The organism is Erwinia sp. MYb375 (assembly GCF_037479175.1).
Classification (GTDB): Bacteria; Pseudomonadota; Gammaproteobacteria; order Enterobacterales; family Enterobacteriaceae; genus Erwinia; species Erwinia rhapontici.
Map to the genome: position 1 here is coordinate 566,285 of NZ_JBBGZS010000014.1, position 18,505 is coordinate 584,789.

15 protein-coding genes are annotated in these 18,505 nt (G+C 51.2%); 8 read left to right on the plus strand and 7 right to left on the minus strand.

The features are described 5' to 3' along the window. Positions 1–9: 9 nt before the first annotated feature. The 6 genes from WH279_RS09255 to WH279_RS09280 all read right to left on the minus strand — a co-directional run bounded on the left by WH279_RS09255 (position 10) and on the right by WH279_RS09280 (position 6,519). Positions 10–339: a cytochrome o ubiquinol oxidase subunit IV gene (locus tag WH279_RS09255; protein ID WP_133846311.1), complete on the minus strand. Its 330-nt coding sequence runs from the start codon at positions 337–339 to the stop codon at positions 10–12. Further along, positions 339–959: a cytochrome o ubiquinol oxidase subunit III gene (locus WH279_RS09260; protein WP_133846312.1), complete on the minus strand. Its 621-nt coding sequence runs from the start codon at positions 957–959 to the stop codon at positions 339–341. Before WH279_RS09260 ends, WH279_RS09255 begins: the two co-directional genes overlap by 1 nt. Beyond that, positions 949–2,940 (minus strand): cytochrome o ubiquinol oxidase subunit I, encoded by a 1,992-nt coding sequence (gene cyoB / locus WH279_RS09265; protein ID WP_200641361.1) that lies wholly within the window; start codon positions 2,938–2,940, stop codon positions 949–951. Before cyoB ends, WH279_RS09260 begins: the two co-directional genes overlap by 11 nt. Positions 2,941–2,944: 4 nt before the next feature. After that, positions 2,945–3,883, minus strand: coding sequence for a cytochrome o ubiquinol oxidase subunit II (gene cyoA / locus WH279_RS09270; protein WP_339456003.1), 939 nt, complete (start codon positions 3,881–3,883; stop codon positions 2,945–2,947). 520 nt (positions 3,884–4,403) lie between these two features. Beyond that, positions 4,404–5,897 (minus strand): muropeptide MFS transporter AmpG, encoded by a 1,494-nt coding sequence (ampG, locus tag WH279_RS09275; protein WP_339456005.1) that lies wholly within the window; start codon positions 5,895–5,897, stop codon positions 4,404–4,406. 43 nt (positions 5,898–5,940) lie between these two features. Then, positions 5,941–6,519 carry a lipoprotein gene (locus WH279_RS09280; RefSeq protein WP_133846316.1) on the minus strand — a complete coding sequence of 193 codons (579 nt, stop codon included), beginning with the start codon at positions 6,517–6,519 and terminating at the stop codon, positions 5,941–5,943. 288 nt (positions 6,520–6,807) lie between these two features. Between WH279_RS09280 and bolA the strand changes: the two genes are divergently transcribed. The 4 genes from bolA (at position 6,808) to clpX (WH279_RS09300) (ending at position 11,088) form a co-directional block, all read left to right on the plus strand. Beyond that, positions 6,808–7,122 carry a transcriptional regulator BolA gene (bolA, locus tag WH279_RS09285; RefSeq protein WP_133846317.1) on the plus strand — a complete coding sequence of 105 codons (315 nt, stop codon included), beginning with the start codon at positions 6,808–6,810 and terminating at the stop codon, positions 7,120–7,122. A 323-nt stretch (positions 7,123–7,445) separates the two neighbouring features. Beyond that, positions 7,446–8,750 (plus strand): trigger factor, encoded by a 1,305-nt coding sequence (tig, locus tag WH279_RS09290; RefSeq protein ID WP_133846318.1) that lies wholly within the window; start codon positions 7,446–7,448, stop codon positions 8,748–8,750. Between the two features lie 332 nt (positions 8,751–9,082). Then, complete coding sequence (clpP, locus tag WH279_RS09295) at positions 9,083–9,706, plus strand: ATP-dependent Clp endopeptidase proteolytic subunit ClpP (protein WP_133846319.1); 624 nt, start codon at positions 9,083–9,085, stop codon at positions 9,704–9,706. Between the two features lie 107 nt (positions 9,707–9,813). After that, positions 9,814–11,088, plus strand: a complete 1,275-nt coding sequence (gene clpX, locus WH279_RS09300) for an ATP-dependent protease ATP-binding subunit ClpX (protein WP_159337676.1) — start codon at positions 9,814–9,816, stop codon at positions 11,086–11,088. Between the two features lie 60 nt (positions 11,089–11,148). Here clpX (WH279_RS09300) and WH279_RS09305 read toward each other — a convergent pair whose 3' ends face one another. Continuing rightward, positions 11,149–11,742, minus strand: a complete 594-nt coding sequence (locus WH279_RS09305) for an ATP-dependent Clp protease proteolytic subunit (protein WP_339456009.1) — start codon at positions 11,740–11,742, stop codon at positions 11,149–11,151. A 285-nt stretch (positions 11,743–12,027) separates the two neighbouring features. Here WH279_RS09305 and clpX (WH279_RS09310) point away from each other — a divergent pair, with 285 nt between their 5' ends. The 4 genes from clpX (WH279_RS09310) to ppiD all read left to right on the plus strand — a co-directional run bounded on the left by clpX (WH279_RS09310) (position 12,028) and on the right by ppiD (position 18,437). Next, a complete protein-coding gene (gene clpX / locus WH279_RS09310; protein WP_200641363.1) occupies positions 12,028–13,302 on the plus strand; it encodes an ATP-dependent protease ATP-binding subunit ClpX in 1,275 nt (424 codons plus the stop codon). Between the two features lie 189 nt (positions 13,303–13,491). Then, positions 13,492–15,846, plus strand: coding sequence for an endopeptidase La (lon, locus tag WH279_RS09315; RefSeq protein WP_339456012.1), 2,355 nt, complete (start codon positions 13,492–13,494; stop codon positions 15,844–15,846). Positions 15,847–16,070: 224 nt separating this feature from the next. Further along, on the plus strand, positions 16,071–16,343 hold the full coding sequence (hupB, locus tag WH279_RS09320; protein ID WP_062744954.1) for a nucleoid-associated protein HU-beta: 273 nt from the start codon (positions 16,071–16,073) through the stop codon (positions 16,341–16,343). Between the two features lie 222 nt (positions 16,344–16,565). Further along, positions 16,566–18,437, plus strand: a complete 1,872-nt coding sequence (gene ppiD / locus WH279_RS09325; RefSeq protein ID WP_339456013.1) for a peptidylprolyl isomerase — start codon at positions 16,566–16,568, stop codon at positions 18,435–18,437. The last annotated feature ends 68 nt before the right edge of the window (positions 18,438–18,505 follow it).

The window sequence follows — 18,505 nt, forward strand, 5'->3', positions numbered from 1 at the left end:
GTAGCTCTGTTAGTGGCTCATCATGTTGTAGTTGAGGTTCCACATAATCCATAGCGAGCCAACAACAACAATCAGGATGATAAGTGCTGCAAACACGATAGCAATCAGGTTCCAGCCGCCCTCAGACTTGCTGTCCAGGTGGAGGAAATAGACCAGATGCACCAGCACCTGGACTACCGCACACACCAGAACAACGGCGAGGATGGTCGCTTTAGAAGCGCCGCCGTCCATGACCATCCAGAATGGGATACCTGTCAGAATGATCGACAGGATAAAACCGATCATATAAGACTTCACGCTACCATGAGAAGCGCCATGTTCAGTTGCTGAATGGCTCATTACATAACCCCCATCAGGTAAACAATGGTGAATACGCAGATCCACACCACATCCAGGAAGTGCCAGAACAGGCTCAGGCACATAATACGGGTGCGGTTGCTATCAGTCAGACCACGCTTAGCAATCTGATACATCAACACCAGCATCCAGATCAGGCCTGAAGTCACGTGCAGACCGTGGGTGCCTACCAGCGTAAAGAACGCAGAGAGGAAGCCACTACGGTCCGGACCGAAGCCTTCTTTAATCAGGTGATGGAATTCATAGATTTCCATACCGATGAAGCCCAGACCAAACAGGAAGGTCATCGCCAGCCAGCCGATAACTGCACCTTTCTGCTTGTTGTTCATGTTGATAACAGCCATACCATAGGTAATGGAGCTCAACAGAAGCAGGGCGGTTTCCACCAGGACGAAGGGCAGTTCAAAGATGTCTTTGCCTGCCGGACCGCCCGCAGTGTTATTAACCATCACACCATACGTCGCAAACAGCGTTGCGAAGATGATGCAGTCACTCATCAGGTAGATCCAGAAGCCGAAGACTTTGTTGGCGCCTGTATCGTGGTGATGATGCCCATGCTCCGCATGGGCGTCGTGGTGTTTAGTCACAGTTTCAGTCGACATTTTTCAGACCTGCTTTGCTAATTTCGTCAAAGTGCTGATTTTCGATTTTCTGAACTTCAGCAACAGGAACGTAGTAATCCACGTCTTCGTCAAAGCTCTTGACGATCCAGGACACGATCATGCCCAGGAATGACAGGCCTACCAGCCACCAGATGTGCCAGATTGCTGCAAAACCAAAGACCGCACAGAAGAAACCAATGACGACACCAGCACCGCTGTTTTTCGGCATATGAATTTCTTCATAGTGAGTCGGCTGCTTATAGGCTTCGCCTTTTTCCTTCATTTCCCAGAACGCATCGCGCTCGTGAATTTCAGGAACAACAGCAAAGTTATAGAACGGTGGTGGTGAAGAGGTTGCCCACTCCAGAGTACGTCCGCCCCACGGGTCACCTGTCACATCACGCAGTTGCTCACGGTCACGGACCGAAACATAGAACTGAGTGATCTGGCAAATAACACCACAAGCAATCAGACCAGCACCACATGCGGCAATAACCAGCATTGAGTGGAACTGAGGATCGATGTCCTGGCTAATACGACGGGTCATGCCCATGAAGCCCAGCACGTACAGCGGCATAAAGGCAACGAAGAAGCCAATAATCCAGAACCAGAACGCGCGGATACCCCAGGTTTCATTCAGTTTGAAGCCGAATGCTTTCGGGAACCAGTAAGTCACACCAGCAAAGCAACCGAACACCACACCACCGATAATCACGTTATGGAAGTGGGCAATCAGGAACAGACTGTTGTGCAGCACGAAGTCTGCACCTGGCACGGCCAGCAGTACCCCGGTCATACCACCAACAGAGAAGGTGACCAGGAAGCCAATGGTCCACAGCATACAGGAGTGCATTTCAATGCGGCCCTGGTACATCGTGAACAGCCAGTTGAAGATTTTAACACCGGTCGGAATGGCGATGATCATCGTCATAATACCGAAGAAGGCGTTAACGTTGGCACCTGCACCCATGGTGAAGAAGTGGTGCAGCCACACGATAAAGGACAGGATGGTAATAACCACCGTAGCCCAAACCAGTGAAGTATAGCCAAACAGACGTTTTTTCGAGAAGGTAGCAACAACTTCCGAGAACACACCGAAGACCGGCAGAACAAGGATGTAAACTTCCGGATGACCCCAAACCCAAATCAGGTTGACGTACATCATCATGTTGCCGCCCATATCATTGGTAAAGAAATGGAAACCAAGATAACGGTCAAGGGTCAGCAGAGCCAGGGTCACGGTCAGAACCGGGAACGCGGCGATGATCAGCACGTTGGTGCACAGGGAAGCCCAGGTGAACACCGGCATTTTAAACATGGTCATGCCAGGTGCACGCATCTTCATGATGGTCACGAAGAAGTTGATACCTGTCAGGGTCGTACCGATACCGGAAAGCTGTAGACTCCATATCCAGTAGTCAACACCGACCCCCGGACTGTATTCCGCCCCCGAAAGTGGTGGGTATGCCAGCCAGCCGGTCTGTGCGAATTCGCCGACACCCAGTGACAGGTTAACCAGAACCACACCAACCATAGTGAACCAGAAGCTCAGGTTGTTAAGGAACGGGAAGGCCACATCGCGTGCGCCGATCTGCAATGGAACAGCAATGTTCATCAGACCAACAACAAACGGCATCGCTACGAAGAAGATCATGATCACGCCGTGGGCGGTGAAAATCTGATCGTAGTGGTGCGGTGGCAAAATGCCGGCTTCACCCGCGGAGGCAAGCACCTGCTGGGTACGCATCATTACCGCATCGGCAAAGCCACGTAGCAACATGACAAATGCCAGAATGATGTACATGATACCGAGTTTTTTGTGGTCAACTGAGGTCAGCCACTCGGTCCAAAGATATTTCCACTTACCGAAGTAAGTCAGTGCGGCGACCAGCGCCAGACCGCCAAGAATAATGGCGGCAACCGTAACCATGATAATCGGTTCATGATACGGCACTGCATCCAGTGTTAATTTTCCAAGCATCGTATTATTCCTCGGCTCCCGCGTGAGCGGCATTGCTCATATCCATGCCTTCATGGCCTTCGCCGTGGGACATGTCCATGCTTCCACCGTGGTTCATCTTGAACTGACCGATAATGTCTTTAAACAGTCCAGGTTTCACACTTGAGAAGAATTCAACCGGGTGATTTTCGCTAGGCGCAGCCAGCTTATTAAAATCATCCATTGTCATGAGGGTGTCTGGTGACTGTTTTGCTTTAGCAACCCACTGCTCGAAAGACGCTTCGTCAGGAGTAGCAATCGCTTTAAACTTCATACCAGAGAAACCACGACCACTGAAGTTCGAGGAAATACCGTCAAAGGTGCCGGCTTCATTAGCAATCAAGTTCAATCTTGTCTGCATGCCCGCCATAGCGTAAATCTGGCTACCGAGGGTAGGGATGAAGAAGGAGTTCATGACGGTGTTCGAGGTAATCTTGAAGCTCACAGGGCGGTTAGCCGGGAAAGCAATCTGATTAACGGTGGCAATACCCTGTTCCGGGTAAATGAACATCCATTTCCAGTCAAGAGAGACAACTTCGATCACGACAGGTTTCGCGTCAGATGCCAGTGGCTTACTTGGTTCCAGTGCGTGGGTTGATTTCCACGTCAGAATGCCAAGGAAGACAATGATCAAGATCGGCACAGTCCATACTACGGCTTCCACTTTGTTGGAGTGGGACCAGTTTGGGCTGTATTTTGCATTGGTGTTAGATGCCCGATATTTCCAGGCAAACACCACGGCCATCAAGACTGCGGGGATCACGACGATCATCATCAGGCCGAAGGCCGTCAAAATCAGCGAACGTTGCTCCATTGCAATCTGTCCTTTGGGATTTAATAACGCACTATCACAACCACTTAACAAAATCATGCTTGCGATTAATGACAAAATCCCCAAACTTTTATTGTATTTCGTGAGTCTCATTTAACGACCTCAATGACAAGGGCTCTATTGTCGTTTAAGTGTGGCGGCATTTTACGGGAAGGTTTCAGTACTGTAAACCTGCAACAGGTTGTGTCAGTGGGGTGTTGACACCTTTTGCAAAGACTGTCACATATGTTGCCGTGAGTGACAAAATATGAATGCTGGCAAAGGGTTGGCATCAATATAACAAAATCCAATAGAAAAAACCGTACAAAAATTGTATCTGCTATAACCAGGCATTTAATGCACCATTTATTTAACATATCATTATCAATTGTGTGATATTGATTAACTAAATTTAATTACGCACCGGGTTTTAATACCTGAAAATGAGGGGCCAGATTCGTCAGGTTTTTTTTTAAACGACTTAATAAAGGATAAAAATAATATTTCTCGTCAAGCCATCACCTTTTCTGATGTGTTACCTTCGGGCCGCACTCCCTGTGCGGCAAAAGCCACTCGATTTGTTAAGCCATTGTTGGTTAAATAATTTTCTTAACATTTCTCGAAAGCAAAGACATTATCGCTGATTTACGATGTTTGCATGGGATTTCCGCAGCGCCAGGAAGTCCAGCAGTGTTCCCGTCACAATCCCGCCCAGTACCAGCACAATACCTGCTTCAAACAGACGGGTACTCAACTCGGGATAGGAGAACCAGTCCAGCGCGTCCATCGCCAGCACCAGCAGCCAGAAAGCCAGCAGTGCACAGCCAGCAATCAGTCCGCGTACTGCCCAGCGATAGCCGGAGCGATAGGCGGTTCGCGGCAGAAAGTCAGGGTGAGCTTGTGCATATTCCAGCGTCGAACGGCACCCGAGCAGTAATAGCAGTCCGGGCAGTGCTGCCACCACAGAGAAGGCATAAAACGTCGGCCAGCCCCAGGACTCAACAAACCATCCCGCCACAGGTCCCACATAGACACGCCCCACCGCTGAGAGCGCGGAGAGCAGGGCAAATTGAGTCGCCGAAAAGGAGCGGTTGCACAGTGTCATTAATAGCGCCACAAAGGCCGCAGTCCCCATACCACCACACAGATTTTCCACGGTCACTGCAGCTGCCATGCTGTAAAGGTGCTTGTCAGTCACTGACAGGATCCAGTAACCCAGATTGGACACAGCTTGTAAAATACCGAACAGCATCAGGGCGCGAAACAGGTTAAGACGTTGCATCAGCACACCGCCTGCCAGTGCACCGATGATGGTGGCGACCAGGCCGAGTGTTTTGTTGACCAACCCAACATCACCTGCATCAAACCCGACGCCACGGATCAGAAAAATAGTCGTCAGGCTGGCAGCGAAAGCATCGCCCAGCTTATAAAGGACAATCAGTGACAGAATCAGCCAGGCATTATTGCGGTTGAAGAAATCGCGCAGTGGAGCAATAACGGCTTCTTCCAGTGTCTGTGGGCGATCAACGGTAGCATCTGGCTCTTTAGCCAGTAAGGTTGCTATCACACCAGGCAGCATCATTGCGGCCATCAGCCACCAGATCGCCTGCCAGCCGAGAAAACGATCTGCCAGCCACAGTGCCAGTCCGCCGGAGACCAGCATCGCCAGCCGATACCCCAGCACGCTAATTGCCGCACCGCTACCGCGCTCAGTGGCGGACAGCACATCCGTCTTCCAGGCATCAAACACAATATCCTGAGAGGCCGAGCAAAACGCGACCAACACCGCCAGCGCTGCCAGTAGAGTCAGATCGCGTGAAGGCTGCATAAAGCCCATCAGTGCGATCCCGACGATCAGTAACAGCTGAGTCACTAACAACCAGCCACGTCTGCGCCCAAGAAATGGCGGCGTGTAACGGTCCATCAGCGGTGACCAGAGGAATTTAAAGACATAAGCCTGTCCAACGAGGGAAAAGAATCCGATGGTTTTAATATCGATATTCTCAACGGCCATCCACGCCTGGAGCGTACCAGACGTGAGCGCCAGCGGCAGACCAGAAGCGAAACCGAGTAATAAAAGAAGGGCAGAGTTGCGTCGGGTAAAGATGTGCAGATAGTTGTTAGGCATACGAACCTTAAATCAGGCCCGGCGTCCTGCCGGGCCAGAGGGATTAACGCGCGTTTTGCTTGATAAAGTCGTTAACGCTGGTGTCCTGCGCCATATCGGCAATCACGTCACCGAGGGTGCTGTTGACGACATTCGTGATTTTCTGATTATTCGCGGCGAACGCGCCTTCAACACTGCTGGTCTGGCGGTAGTTTTTCACCTGCTTACTGCCATTTTTAGCCGTAGCGATGATAGAAATATCCGCTTTAGTGGTGATGCTGTAACGCACATTACCCTGGGTAACGTCAGCGTACAGGCCATTCACCACGATTTGCAGATCAACAGCGCCGCTTGGGCCGACCATATAACCGCGTGCGGTCATCTGCTTCTCCAGAGTTTCCTGTAACAGGAAACGCAGATCGCGAGACGGGGTCAACGTAATCAGCTGGCCATCGCGGTTAACTTTCGCCAGCGCCTGATCGCTACGCTGATCGGCACCCGTGATGCTGATAGTGATGCCCATCAGGCTTGGATCACGCTGTGGCAACTGAATTTTTGGTGAAATGTCGAGCGTATTGCTGCTCCCTGCGCAGCCAGCCAGAATTAACACGGCCAGCAGAGGGAAAAATAATTTTTTTAACATGCTTATTTTCTCGATTACGTGAGTAGTATTGCTGACAAAACTGCGGTCATCATATCATTGCCTGTCGGCAGGGGAAGCCCCGATCGAGCGTAAATTCATCGCGTTGCGGAATTTTCAGACTTAATGAGACTCAGGCATTCGACCTCGTGAGAGACGATGGGTTGCATAGCGGCGGTTGAAAAGTAAAGGCCATCAGGAAAAAAACGTTAAAGTGCGTCGGTTTTACACAAAAACCGACTACGATTTAAAGGGATGGGGCGCAGTTCTCTGCATCAAAGGAGTCCAGGTATGATCCGTGAACAAATAGAAGAAAAGTTACGAACGGCGTTTTCTCCTGTGCATCTTGAGGTGCATGATGAAAGCTATCGCCACAATGTGCCTGCGGGCGCTGAGAGTCACTTCAAAGTGGTGATTGTCAGTGACAGCTTTAACGATCAGCGTTTCCTGACCCGCCACCGGGCTATTTACGGTGTGCTGGCGGATGAGCTGGCCGGCAGTGTGCACGCACTGGCACTTCACAGTTATACCTTGAAAGAGTGGGAGGGTTTACAAGATACCGTTCCGTCCTCACCCAACTGCCGTGGTGCCGGTACGCTGGCTTGACTCAACGCATAAAACTGAAAACGGCCTGTTGGCCGTTTTTTCGTTTATAGAGCCCGAAAAATGTGGCAGTCAGCAAATTCTTGCGATTTGGCAGCAAAAATGTAAAAAGTAGCGGGGTTCGGGCGAGAGTGTAGCCTCGACTCATTAAGACGTTGCCGCTATAATGCTGCGTCTATTTTTTTCCGGAATGTCTTCGGGATGCTTCTGTGAAACAGGGAATGTGGTTCTGACATCAGAAGCCGTCCCGGTTCTTAGATACACCCTGGTCATCCAGTGGTGTTTGTCTGAAGTTGACCGAGCACGTGATTTTTTGAGGTAATAAGATGCAAGTTTCAGTAGAAACAACTCAGGGCCTGGGCCGTCGCGTAACGATTACCGTTGATAAAGATGTGATCGAAAACGCGGTGAAAAGTGAGCTGGTCAGCGTAGCTAAGAAAGTGCGCATCGACGGTTTCCGCAAAGGAAAAGTACCGATGACTGTCGTTGAACAGCGTTACGGTGCTTCTGTTCGCCAGGACGTCCTGGGCGATCTGATGCAGCGCGGCTTTGTCGATGCGATCATCAAAGAAAAAATTAATCCGGCTGGCGCACCGCAGTACGTACCAGGCGAATACAAAACCGGTGAAGACTTCACATTCTCAGCTGAATTTGAAGTGTACCCGGAAGTTGAGCTGAAGGGTCTGGAAGCAATCGAAGTTGAAAAACCGGTTGTTGAAGTGACGGATGCTGACGTTGATACCATGCTGGACACCCTGCGCAAGCAGCAGGCCACCTGGAAAGAAACCGATGCTGCAGCGACTGCTGAAGATCGTGCAACCATCGACTTCTCGGGTTCTGTAGATGGTGAAGAGTTCGAAGGCGGCAAAGCGTCAGACTTCGTACTGGCAATGGGCCAGGGTCGTATGATCCCTGGTTTTGAAGAAGGTGTTGTTGGCCACAAAGCGGGCGAAACCTTTACTATCGACGTTAACTTCCCGGACGATTACCACGCTGAGAACCTGAAAGGTAAAGCAGCGAAGTTTGAAATCGTACTGAAGAAAGTTGAAGAGCGCGAGCTGCCAGAGTTTACTGAAGAGTTCATCAAGCGTTTCGGCGTTGAAGATGGTTCTGTCGCGGGTCTGCGTGCAGAAGTGCGCAAGAACATGCAGCGTGAGCTGAAAGGTGCCGTGCGTAACCGCGTGAAATCTCAGGCAATCGACGGTCTGGTGAAAGCCAACGACATCGATGTTCCTGCTGCTCTGATCGACGGTGAAATTGACGTGCTTAAGCGTCAGGCTGCACAGCGCTTTGGTGGTAACGAGAAGCAAGCTCTGGAGCTGCCTCGTGAACTGTTCGAAGAGCAGGCTAAACGCCGCGTAGTTGTCGGTCTGCTGTTGGGCGAAGTGATTCGTACTCACGAGCTGAAAGCTGACGAAGACCGTGTTAAAGCGCTGATCGAAGAGATGGCTTCTGCATACGAAGATCCAACAGAAGTGATCGAGTTCTACAGCAAAAATAACGAGCTGATGAACAACATGCGTAACGTTGCGCTGGAAGAGCAGGCTGTTGAAGCCGTGCTGGAAAAAGCGAAAGTGACTGAAAAAGCCACTAACTTCCAGGAACTGATGAACCAGACTGCTACGGCCTGATTCTGAACTCTGTTAGTTGACGTTAAGCCCCCTGCCTTCTGGCAGCGGGGTTTTTTGGTTTTTGGGGTAAAATCCCACTGCTTTTATGGGCTATTTGCGCATTTAATCTGCAAATTATCGACTAAGCTACTTTTCCTGGTTAGCAGTTGATAAAAACGTTGTTATGCTTGAAACAGCGGGGGATCATCCCCAAATTGGTACAACGAAGTCATCAGGCCCGATAACTGTCCGGACGGCATCGGGTGTAAGGCCTGGAATCATAGTGTTCCTGATCGCTCTCAAGTAGAATCGCTACAGAGTGTTGCCAAATGAAATTTATCCAGGAGACGATAATGTCATACAGCGGCGAACGTGAACTAACTGCACCTCATATGGCTCTGGTGCCAATGGTGGTCGAACAAACCTCTCGTGGAGAGCGTTCTTACGACATCTACTCGCGCCTGCTGAAAGAGCGCATTATTTTTCTGACCGGCCAGGTCGAAGACCACATGGCCAACCTGATCGTTGCGCAGATGCTGTTTCTGGAAGCGGAGAATCCAGAAAAGGATATCCACCTGTACATTAACTCTCCTGGTGGCGTCATCACCGCAGGGATGTCAATTTACGACACCATGCAGTTTATTAAACCTGACGTTAGCACCATCTGTATGGGCCAGGCCTGTTCGATGGGCGCTTTCCTGCTGACTGCGGGAGCGAAGGGCAAGCGTTACTGCCTGCCGAATTCACGTGTGATGATTCACCAGCCGCTGGGCGGTTTCCAGGGGCAGGCGTCAGACATTGACATTCATGCCCGTGAAATTATCAAGACCAAGCAGATGATGAATGAACTGATGGCAAAACATACCGGGCAGACGATTGAAACCATTGAGCGCGATACCAACCGCGACCGTTTCTTGTCGGCCAGTGAATCCGTAGAGTACGGCTTAGTGGATTCTGTGCTGTCCCAGCGTAACTGATTAAACATGTTGTGACATGCTGCCGTTGCCTCCGCAGGTTGCTATGGTGGCGGCCTGCGTAACTAACCCCTGGTGGGAAGGTGAGTGTGACAATGAGGGGGAAGTAAATGACTGATAAACGCAAAGACGGTTCAGGGAAACTGCTGTACTGCTCTTTTTGCGGCAAAAGCCAGCATGAAGTGCGTAAGCTGATCGCCGGCCCGTCTGTGTATGTCTGCGATGAATGCGTTGACTTGTGCAATGACATCATTCGCGAAGAGATCAAAGAAGTTGCGCCACACCGTGAGCGTAGCTCGCTGCCCACGCCGCACGAAATCCGCCACCACCTCGATGACTACGTTATCGGTCAGGAGCGGGCGAAGAAGGTGCTGGCGGTGGCGGTGTACAACCACTATAAGCGTCTGCGCAACGGCGACACCAGCAACGGCATTGAGCTGGGGAAAAGTAACATTCTGCTGATTGGCCCGACCGGTAGCGGTAAAACGTTGCTGGCTGAAACGCTGGCCCGCCTGCTGGACGTCCCGTTCACCATGGCTGACGCCACCACGCTGACTGAAGCCGGTTACGTGGGCGAGGATGTGGAAAACATCATTCAGAAGCTGCTGCAGAAGTGTGACTACGACGTGCAGAAAGCGCAGCGCGGGATTGTCTACATTGATGAGATCGACAAGATTTCACGCAAATCGGACAACCCGTCAATTACCCGCGACGTGTCCGGTGAAGGCGTACAGCAGGCGCTGCTGAAGCTGATCGAAGGCACGGTGGCGGCAGTACCCCCGCAGGGTGGGCGCAAGCATCCTCAGCAGGAGTTTTTGCAGGTGGATACCTCGAAAATTCTGTTTATCTGCGGCGGTGCGTTTGCCGGCCTGGATAAAGTGGTGTCACAGCGCGTGGATACCGGCACCGGTATCGGTTTTGGCGCATCGGTGAAGGGCAAGTCAGAGAAAGCGACAGAAGGCGAGCTGCTGGCACAGGTGGAGCCGGAAGATCTGATTAAGTTTGGTCTGATCCCGGAGTTCATCGGCCGTCTGCCGGTGGTGGCAACGCTGACGGAGCTGAGTGAAGATGCGTTAATTCAGATCCTGCGTGAGCCGAAAAATGCGCTGACCAAGCAGTATCAGGCGCTGTTTAATCTGGAAGGCGTGGAGCTGGAGTTCCGTGAAGATGCGTTAACGGCGATTGCTAAAAAAGCGATGTCACGCAAAACAGGTGCACGTGGACTACGTTCTATCGTGGAAGGCGCACTGCTGAACACCATGTATGATCTGCCGTCGATGGATGACGTGGAGAAAGTCGTGGTGGATGCACCGGTCATCGACGGTGACAGCGAACCGAAGCTCATCTACGGCAAGCCAGAAACTCAGCAGGCATCTGGCGAATAGCCGGGTGGAGTCCTGAAAAAAGGCCCGCATTTGCGGGCCTTTTCTTATACTGTGCAACGGTTATGCTTTCAGCTCGTCCCACTGGCTGATGACGTGGGTAGTGATTCCGTAATCAACGGCTTGTTCAGGACTCATCCAGTAGTTACTGTCAGTGTCTTTCTCTACTTTTTCCAGTGGCTGGCCCGTTGCTTTGCTGATCAGCTGGTTAATACGTGCACGTGCGCGCAACAGCTCTTTCGCTTCGATCTCAATGTCAGAGACTTTACCGCGCACGCCGCCCAGTGGCTGATGGATCATAAAGCGAGTGTTTGGCAGTGAGTAACGGTCATCTTTGTCAGCCGCAAGGAAAATGGTGATACCGGCGCTGGCAACCCAGCCAGTACCAATGACCAGTACTTTAGGCTTCACAAATTTGATCATGTCGTGGATGGTGTCACCGGCTTCAACATGGCCACCCTGGCTGTTAATGAACAGCTTGATTGGTTCATCGCCCATTTCTTGCAGGATCAGCAACTGTGCGGTCACTTTCTCAGCAAGCGCCTGATTAATCTCACCTGAAATGATAATAGAGCGTGACTGCAGCAGTTTATTGACTGCCAGCGATGAATTCTTCTCTTCCTGCCCGTTTTCTTCTTTAGTTGGCTCTTGAGGCATGCTTTACACTCCATCGGATAATCATAAGTGACCAGAGTTTAGCATAATCCAATTACCAGCTAAATCAACAGGAATAATAGGCGATCTTTATTATTTAAAACAGTATGTTAAATAACATTTCCCCTTGAAAATAAAGTGGCTGGGTGTTTTTTGTCCGGAGCGTGTGTGGCCACGACTATGTCTTGTGAACATGATGCACATCGGACTTTTACTCCCAATTACAGCGGGAAATGGGCTATATTAAGGATTGGTACGTGTAAATTAAGTAAGGCATGAGGTTAACTGATGACAGATAAACGCAAAGACGGTTCAGGGAAACTGCTGTACTGCTCTTTTTGCGGCAAAAGCCAGCATGAAGTGCGTAAACTGATTGCCGGTCCGTCAGTCTACATCTGCGATGAATGCGTCGACTTATGTAACGACATCATTCGCGAAGAGATCAAAGAAGTTGTGCCACACCGTGAGCGCAACTCGCTGCCCACGCCGCACGAAATCCGCCACCACCTCGATGACTACGTTATCGGCCAGGAGCGGGCGAAGAAGGTGCTGGCGGTGGCGGTGTACAACCACTACAAGCGCCTGCGCAACGGCGACACCAGCAACGGCATTGAGCTGGGGAAAAGTAATATTCTGCTGATTGGCCCGACCGGTAGCGGTAAAACGTTGCTGGCCGAAACGCTGGCCCGCCTGCTGGACGTCCCGTTCACCATGGCCGACGCAACCACGCTGACCGAAGCCGGTTACGTGGGCGAGGATGTGGAAAACATCATTCAGAAGCTGCTGCAGAAGTGTGACTACGACGTGCAGAAAGCGCAGCGCGGCATTGTCTACATTGATGAGATCGACAAGATTTCACGCAAATCGGACAACCCGTCTATCACCCGAGATGTCTCCGGTGAAGGCGTGCAGCAGGCGCTGCTGAAGCTGATCGAAGGCACGGTGGCGGCAGTTCCCCCACAGGGTGGGCGCAAGCATCCTCAGCAGGAGTTTTTGCAGGTGGATACCTCGAAAATTCTGTTTATCTGCGGCGGTGCGTTTGCCGGCCTGGACAAAGTGGTGTCACAGCGCGTGGATACCGGCACCGGTATCGGCTTTGGCGCATCGGTGAAGGGCAAGTCAGAGAAAGCGACAGAAGGCGAGCTGCTGGCACAGGTGGAGCCGGAAGATCTGATTAAGTTTGGTCTGATCCCGGAGTTCATCGGCCGTCTGCCGGTGGTGGCAACGCTGACGGAGCTGAGCGAAGATGCGTTAATTCAGATCCTGCGTGAGCCAAAAAATGCGCTGACCAAGCAGTATCAGGCGCTGTTCAATCTGGAAGGCGTCGAGCTGGAGTTCCGTGACGAAGCATTAACGGCGATTGCCAAAAAGGCGATGTCTCGTAAGACGGGTGCCCGCGGGCTGCGTTCTATCGTTGAAGGCGCACTGCTGAACACCATGTATGACCTGCCGTCGATGGATGACGTCGAGAAAGTGGTGATCGACGAATCTGTGATTGGTGGCGAGAGCGAACCGATGCTGATTTATGGCAAGCCAGAAGCACAGCAGGCATCTGGCGAATAAATAACCAAATCATTCCAGTCAGTTATCGAAAAGGGGGAAAATGTTCCCCCTTTTACTTTTCTCGTTACCCCAACATTGAATCTATTCCGTTCATCCCCATATACTCAGATACCTGTGGGTCAAACTGCACTTTTTCTGGATGATGTGGTTCCCCTTACCCTGGCGGAAATTAAACTAAGAGAGAGCTCTATGAATCCTGAGCGTTCTGAACGCATTGAAATCCCTGTGTTACCGTTGCGTGACGTAGTGGTTTATCCGCACATGGTCATTCCGTTGTTTGTTGGTCGTGAAAAATCAATTCGCTGCCTTGAAGCCGCCATGGATCATGACAAAAAGATCATGCTGGTCGCTCAGAAAGAAGCTTCAACGGATGAACCTGGCATCAACGATCTCTTCTCAGTCGGGACTGTTGCCTCTATTTTGCAAATGCTGAAACTCCCTGATGGCACCGTTAAAGTGCTGGTGGAAGGTTTACAGCGTGCACATATCACCACCTTATCCGATAACGGCGACCACTTTACTGCCCAGGCAGAGTACCTGGAGTCGCCTGAAATTGAAGAACGCGAGCAGGAAGTGCTGGTGCGTACGGCGATCAATCAGTTTGAAGGCTATATCAAGCTGAACAAAAAGATCCCCCCAGAAGTCCTGACCTCACTGAACAATATCGATGATGCTGCCCGTCTGGCCGATACCGTTGCTGCCCATATGCCGCTGAAACTGGCTGATAAGCAGTCTGTTCTGGAAATGTCAGATATCAACGAGCGTCTGGAATACCTGATGGCGATGATGGAGTCGGAGATTGACCTGTTACAGGTTGAGAAACGCATCCGTAATCGTGTCAAAAAACAGATGGAAAAAAGCCAGCGCGAGTACTATCTGAATGAGCAGATGAAGGCCATTCAAAAAGAACTGGGCGAAATGGATGATGCGCCTGATGAAAACGAAGCGCTGAAACGCAAAATCGATGCGGCAAAAATGCCGAAAGAAGCGCGTGACAAAACAGAAGCTGAACTGCAAAAGCTGAAAATGATGTCACCGATGTCAGCCGAAGCCACTGTTGTACGTGGTTATATCGACTGGATGGTTCAGGTGCCATGGAATGCACGTAGCAAGGTGAAGAAAGATCTGTTGAAGGCGCAAGAAACGCTGGATATGGACCACTTCGGCCTTGAGCGCGTTAAAGACCGTATCCTGGAGTATTTGGCAGTACAGAGCCGCGTCAGCAAAATCAAAGGCCCAATCCTGTGCCTGGTAGGCCCTCCTGGCGTGGGTAAAACCTCGCTGGGGCAGTCCATCGCCAAAGCCACCGGCCGTAAATACGTGCGTATGGCATTGGGTGGGGTACGTGATGAAGCGGAAATCCGTGGTCATCGTCGTACCTATATCGGTTCCATGCCGGGCAAACTGATCCAGAAAATGGCAAAAGTTGGCGTTAAAAACCCCCTTTTCCTGCTGGATGAAATTGACAAAATGTCTTCGGATATGCGCGGCGATCCGGCATCTGCTCTGTTGGAAGTCCTTGATCCAGAACAGAACATTGCCTTCAACGATCACTATCTGGAAGTGGATTACGATCTCTCCGATGTGATGTTTGTCGCAACGTCTAACTCAATGAACATTCCAGCACCCTTGCTGGACCGTATGGAAGTGATTCGCCTGTCGGGTTACACCGAAGATGAAAAACTGAACATTGCCAAACAGCACTTGCTGTCGAAGCAGATTGAGCGTAACGCACTGAAGAAAAATGAACTGAACGTGGACGATAGCGCCATTGTTGGCATCATTCGCTATTACACCCGTGAAGCGGGCGTGCGTAGCCTTGAGCGCGAATTATCCAAGCTGTGCCGTAAAGCCGTCAAAACGCTGTTGATGGACAAATCCATTAAACACATCGAAATTAACGGCGATAACCTCAAAGATTATCTCGGCGTGCAGCGCTTCGATTATGGCCGTGCCGATAGCGAAAACCGCGTAGGCCAGGTAACCGGTCTGGCATGGACGGAAGTGGGTGGCGATCTGCTGACCATTGAAACCGCTTGCGTACCGGGTAAAGGCAAACTGACCTACACCGGTTCACTGGGCGAAGTGATGCAGGAGTCTATCCAGGCCGCACTGACTGTGGTGCGTGCCCGTGCTGAGAAGCTGGGTATCAATGCTGATTTCTATGAGAAGCGTGATATCCATGTTCACGTGCCTGAAGGGGCAACGCCGAAAGATGGCCCAAGCGCAGGTATTGCGATGTGCACCGCGCTGGTTTCGTGTCTGACCGGTAACCCGGTGCGTGCAGACGTGGCGATGACGGGCGAAATTACGCTGCGTGGCCAGGTCCTGCCGATTGGTGGTTTGAAAGAAAAATTGCTGGCGGCACACCGTGGTGGCATTAAAACGGTCTTAATTCCGGACGAGAACAAGCGTGATCTGGAAGAAATTCCGGATAACGTGATTGCCGACCTGGATATCCATCCGGTGAAACGCATTGAAGAAGTATTAGCCCTGGCCCTGCAAAATGCCCCGTATGGCATGCAGGTTGTTACGGCAAAATAGTGATTTAAGGCAAACTCACTGTAAAACTAAGGCTGGTAAGTGAATTGGTGCTTGCCAGCTTTTTTTTGTGCCGCTAAGTTAGGATGCTGTTAAGCCAGTGACGGCAAAGGTTGCGGGTTGCTGAGGCTCAACAAGCTCGGGCTAAACAGCCATAACAAATCACGCACGTACGTGTCCGGCAGAAAGCCTGTTCACGGTGTAAAAATAAAAGAGGGGATGAGTGAGTGAATAAGTCACAGTTGATCGACAAAATTGCTGCAAACGCCGATATTTCTAAAGCTGCAGCGGGACGTGTATTAGATGCTTTTATTGGTTCAGTCACTGAATCTCTGCAGGCTGGCGATGAAGTGGCGCTGGTCGGCTTCGGTACTTTCTCCGTGCGTGAACGCGCCGAGCGTACCGGCCGTAACCCACAAACCGGTAAAGAAATTACGATTGCAGCGGGTAAAGTACCTGGCTTCCGTGCCGGTAAAGCGTTGAAAGACTCTGTAAATTAAGTGCATTAAGCCGCCGCAGGAGCAGATTTCTTCGGCGTATTGAGGATCGCCAACGCGTTCTCATGTAACATACGGGGCACATCAGCGACTTGATGTGCCTTTTTTTATGTTTCAATGACAAACGCGTGCTGCGATTGTCTAAAATGGCTAAGTGCGTCCTCGGGAACGCGGGACGGCAGCGCAAGGTTTTACATTCACACTACAGCGGAGTGTTGTCACACCATGATGGACAATTTACGCGCGGCGTCGAACCATGTCGTGCTCAAAATTATACTGGGCCTGATCATCCTGTCCTTTGTCCTTACCGGCGTAGGCGGGTATCTGACAGGCGGTTCCGGTGATTACGCAGCCAAAGTCAACGGCCAGGAAATCAGTCGTGCACAGCTTGAACGTGCTTTCAGCAGCGAACGTGCGCGTCAGCAACAGATGCTGGGCGAACAGTTCTCGGCTCTGGCAGGTAACGAAGGTTACATGCAGCAGATCCGGCAGCAGGCGCTCTCACAGCTGATTGATGAACTGTTACTGGACCAGTATGCCAAAGATATCGGCCTGGCCATCAGTGACGAGCAAATCAAGCAGGCCATCTTCACTCAGCCTGCGTTTCAGACTGAGGGTAAATTCGATAATGCCAAGTATATGGGCATCATCAATAACATGGGCTTCTCTGCCGATCAGTACGCTGAAGCACTGCGTAAGCAACTGACCACTCAGCAGCTTATTCAGTCCGTTACCGGAACCGATTTCGTGTTGGGTAATGAAACCGATTCGCTGGCTGCACTGGTGTCTCAGCAGCGCCTGGTGCGTGAAGTGACGATTAACGTCAACGCGCTGGTAGCAAAGCAAACCGTGACCCCGGAAGAGATCAACAACTACTACCAGCAGAATAAAAATAGCTTTATGACGCCTGAGCAGTTCCGCGTCAGCTACATCAAACTGGATGCGGCGAGCATGCAGCAGCCGGTGAGCGAGAGCGACATTCAGAGCTGGTACGATCAACATCAGCAGGATTACACCCAGCCGCAGCGCAATCGCTACAGCATCATCCAGACCAAGACTGAAGCCGAAGCGCAGTCAGTACTGGATGCACTGAAGAAGGGCGGTGATTTTGCGGCACTGGCGAAAGAGAAATCATCTGATCCTATTTCTGCCCGCAACGGTGGTGATATGGGCTGGCTTGAACCGGCCACTACGCCGGATGAGCTGACGAATGCAGGCCTGAAAGAGAAAGGTCAGTTATCAGGTGTGATCTCTTCATCGGTTGGCTTTATCGTGGCTCGTCTGGATGACATTCAGCCTGAAAAAATTAAAGCGCTGGCAGAAGTGCATGATGATATTGCCGCAAAAGTGAAGCAGGAAAAAGCGGTCGACGCTTACTACAAACTGCAACAGAAAGTGAGCGATGCAGCGAGTAACGATAACGAGTCTTTGGCCAGTGCTGAGCAGGTTTCAGGTGTTAAAGCCGTCGAAACAGGCTGGTTTGGTCATGACAGCCTGCCTGCCGAGCTGAACTTTAAAGCCGTACAGGATGCGATCTTCAGCGGTAATCTGGTGGGGGGAAACGGTACGCCGGGAAGCAACTCGGACATCATCACTGTCGATGGTGACCGTGCCTTTGTACTGCGCATCAGCGAACACAAGCCGGAAGCCGTGAAAGCACTGAATGAAGTGACTGCACAGATTACCGATACCCTGAAGCAGCAGAAAGCCCAGCAGGAAGCGAAAGCACAGGCTGATAAACTGCTGGCTGAGCTGAAAGCCGGCAAAGGTGATGATACTTTGAAAGCGGCGGGTCTGGCCTTTGGTGCACAGCAGACGCTGTCACGTACCGGTCAGGATGCGCTGTCTCAGGCAGCCTTTACACTGCCTCTGCCATCAGAAGGCAAGCCTGCATTCGGTGTCAGTGAAGATGCGCAGGGCAACGTCGTCGTGATGGCCCTCGATAAAGTGCAGCAGGGCACCATGCCTGAAGCACAGAAGCAGGCTCTGGTTCAGGGTATTACGCAGAACAATGCACAGCTGGCTTTCGCAGCCATGTTGAGCAACCTGCGTAAGGACGCCAAAATCAAATACGGTGCTGCCGCACAAGCACAGTAAGCCTCGCAGTTTTACTGCAACTGCTTGCAACACTAAAGGCCGCTTATGCGGCCTTTTCCATTTCTGAA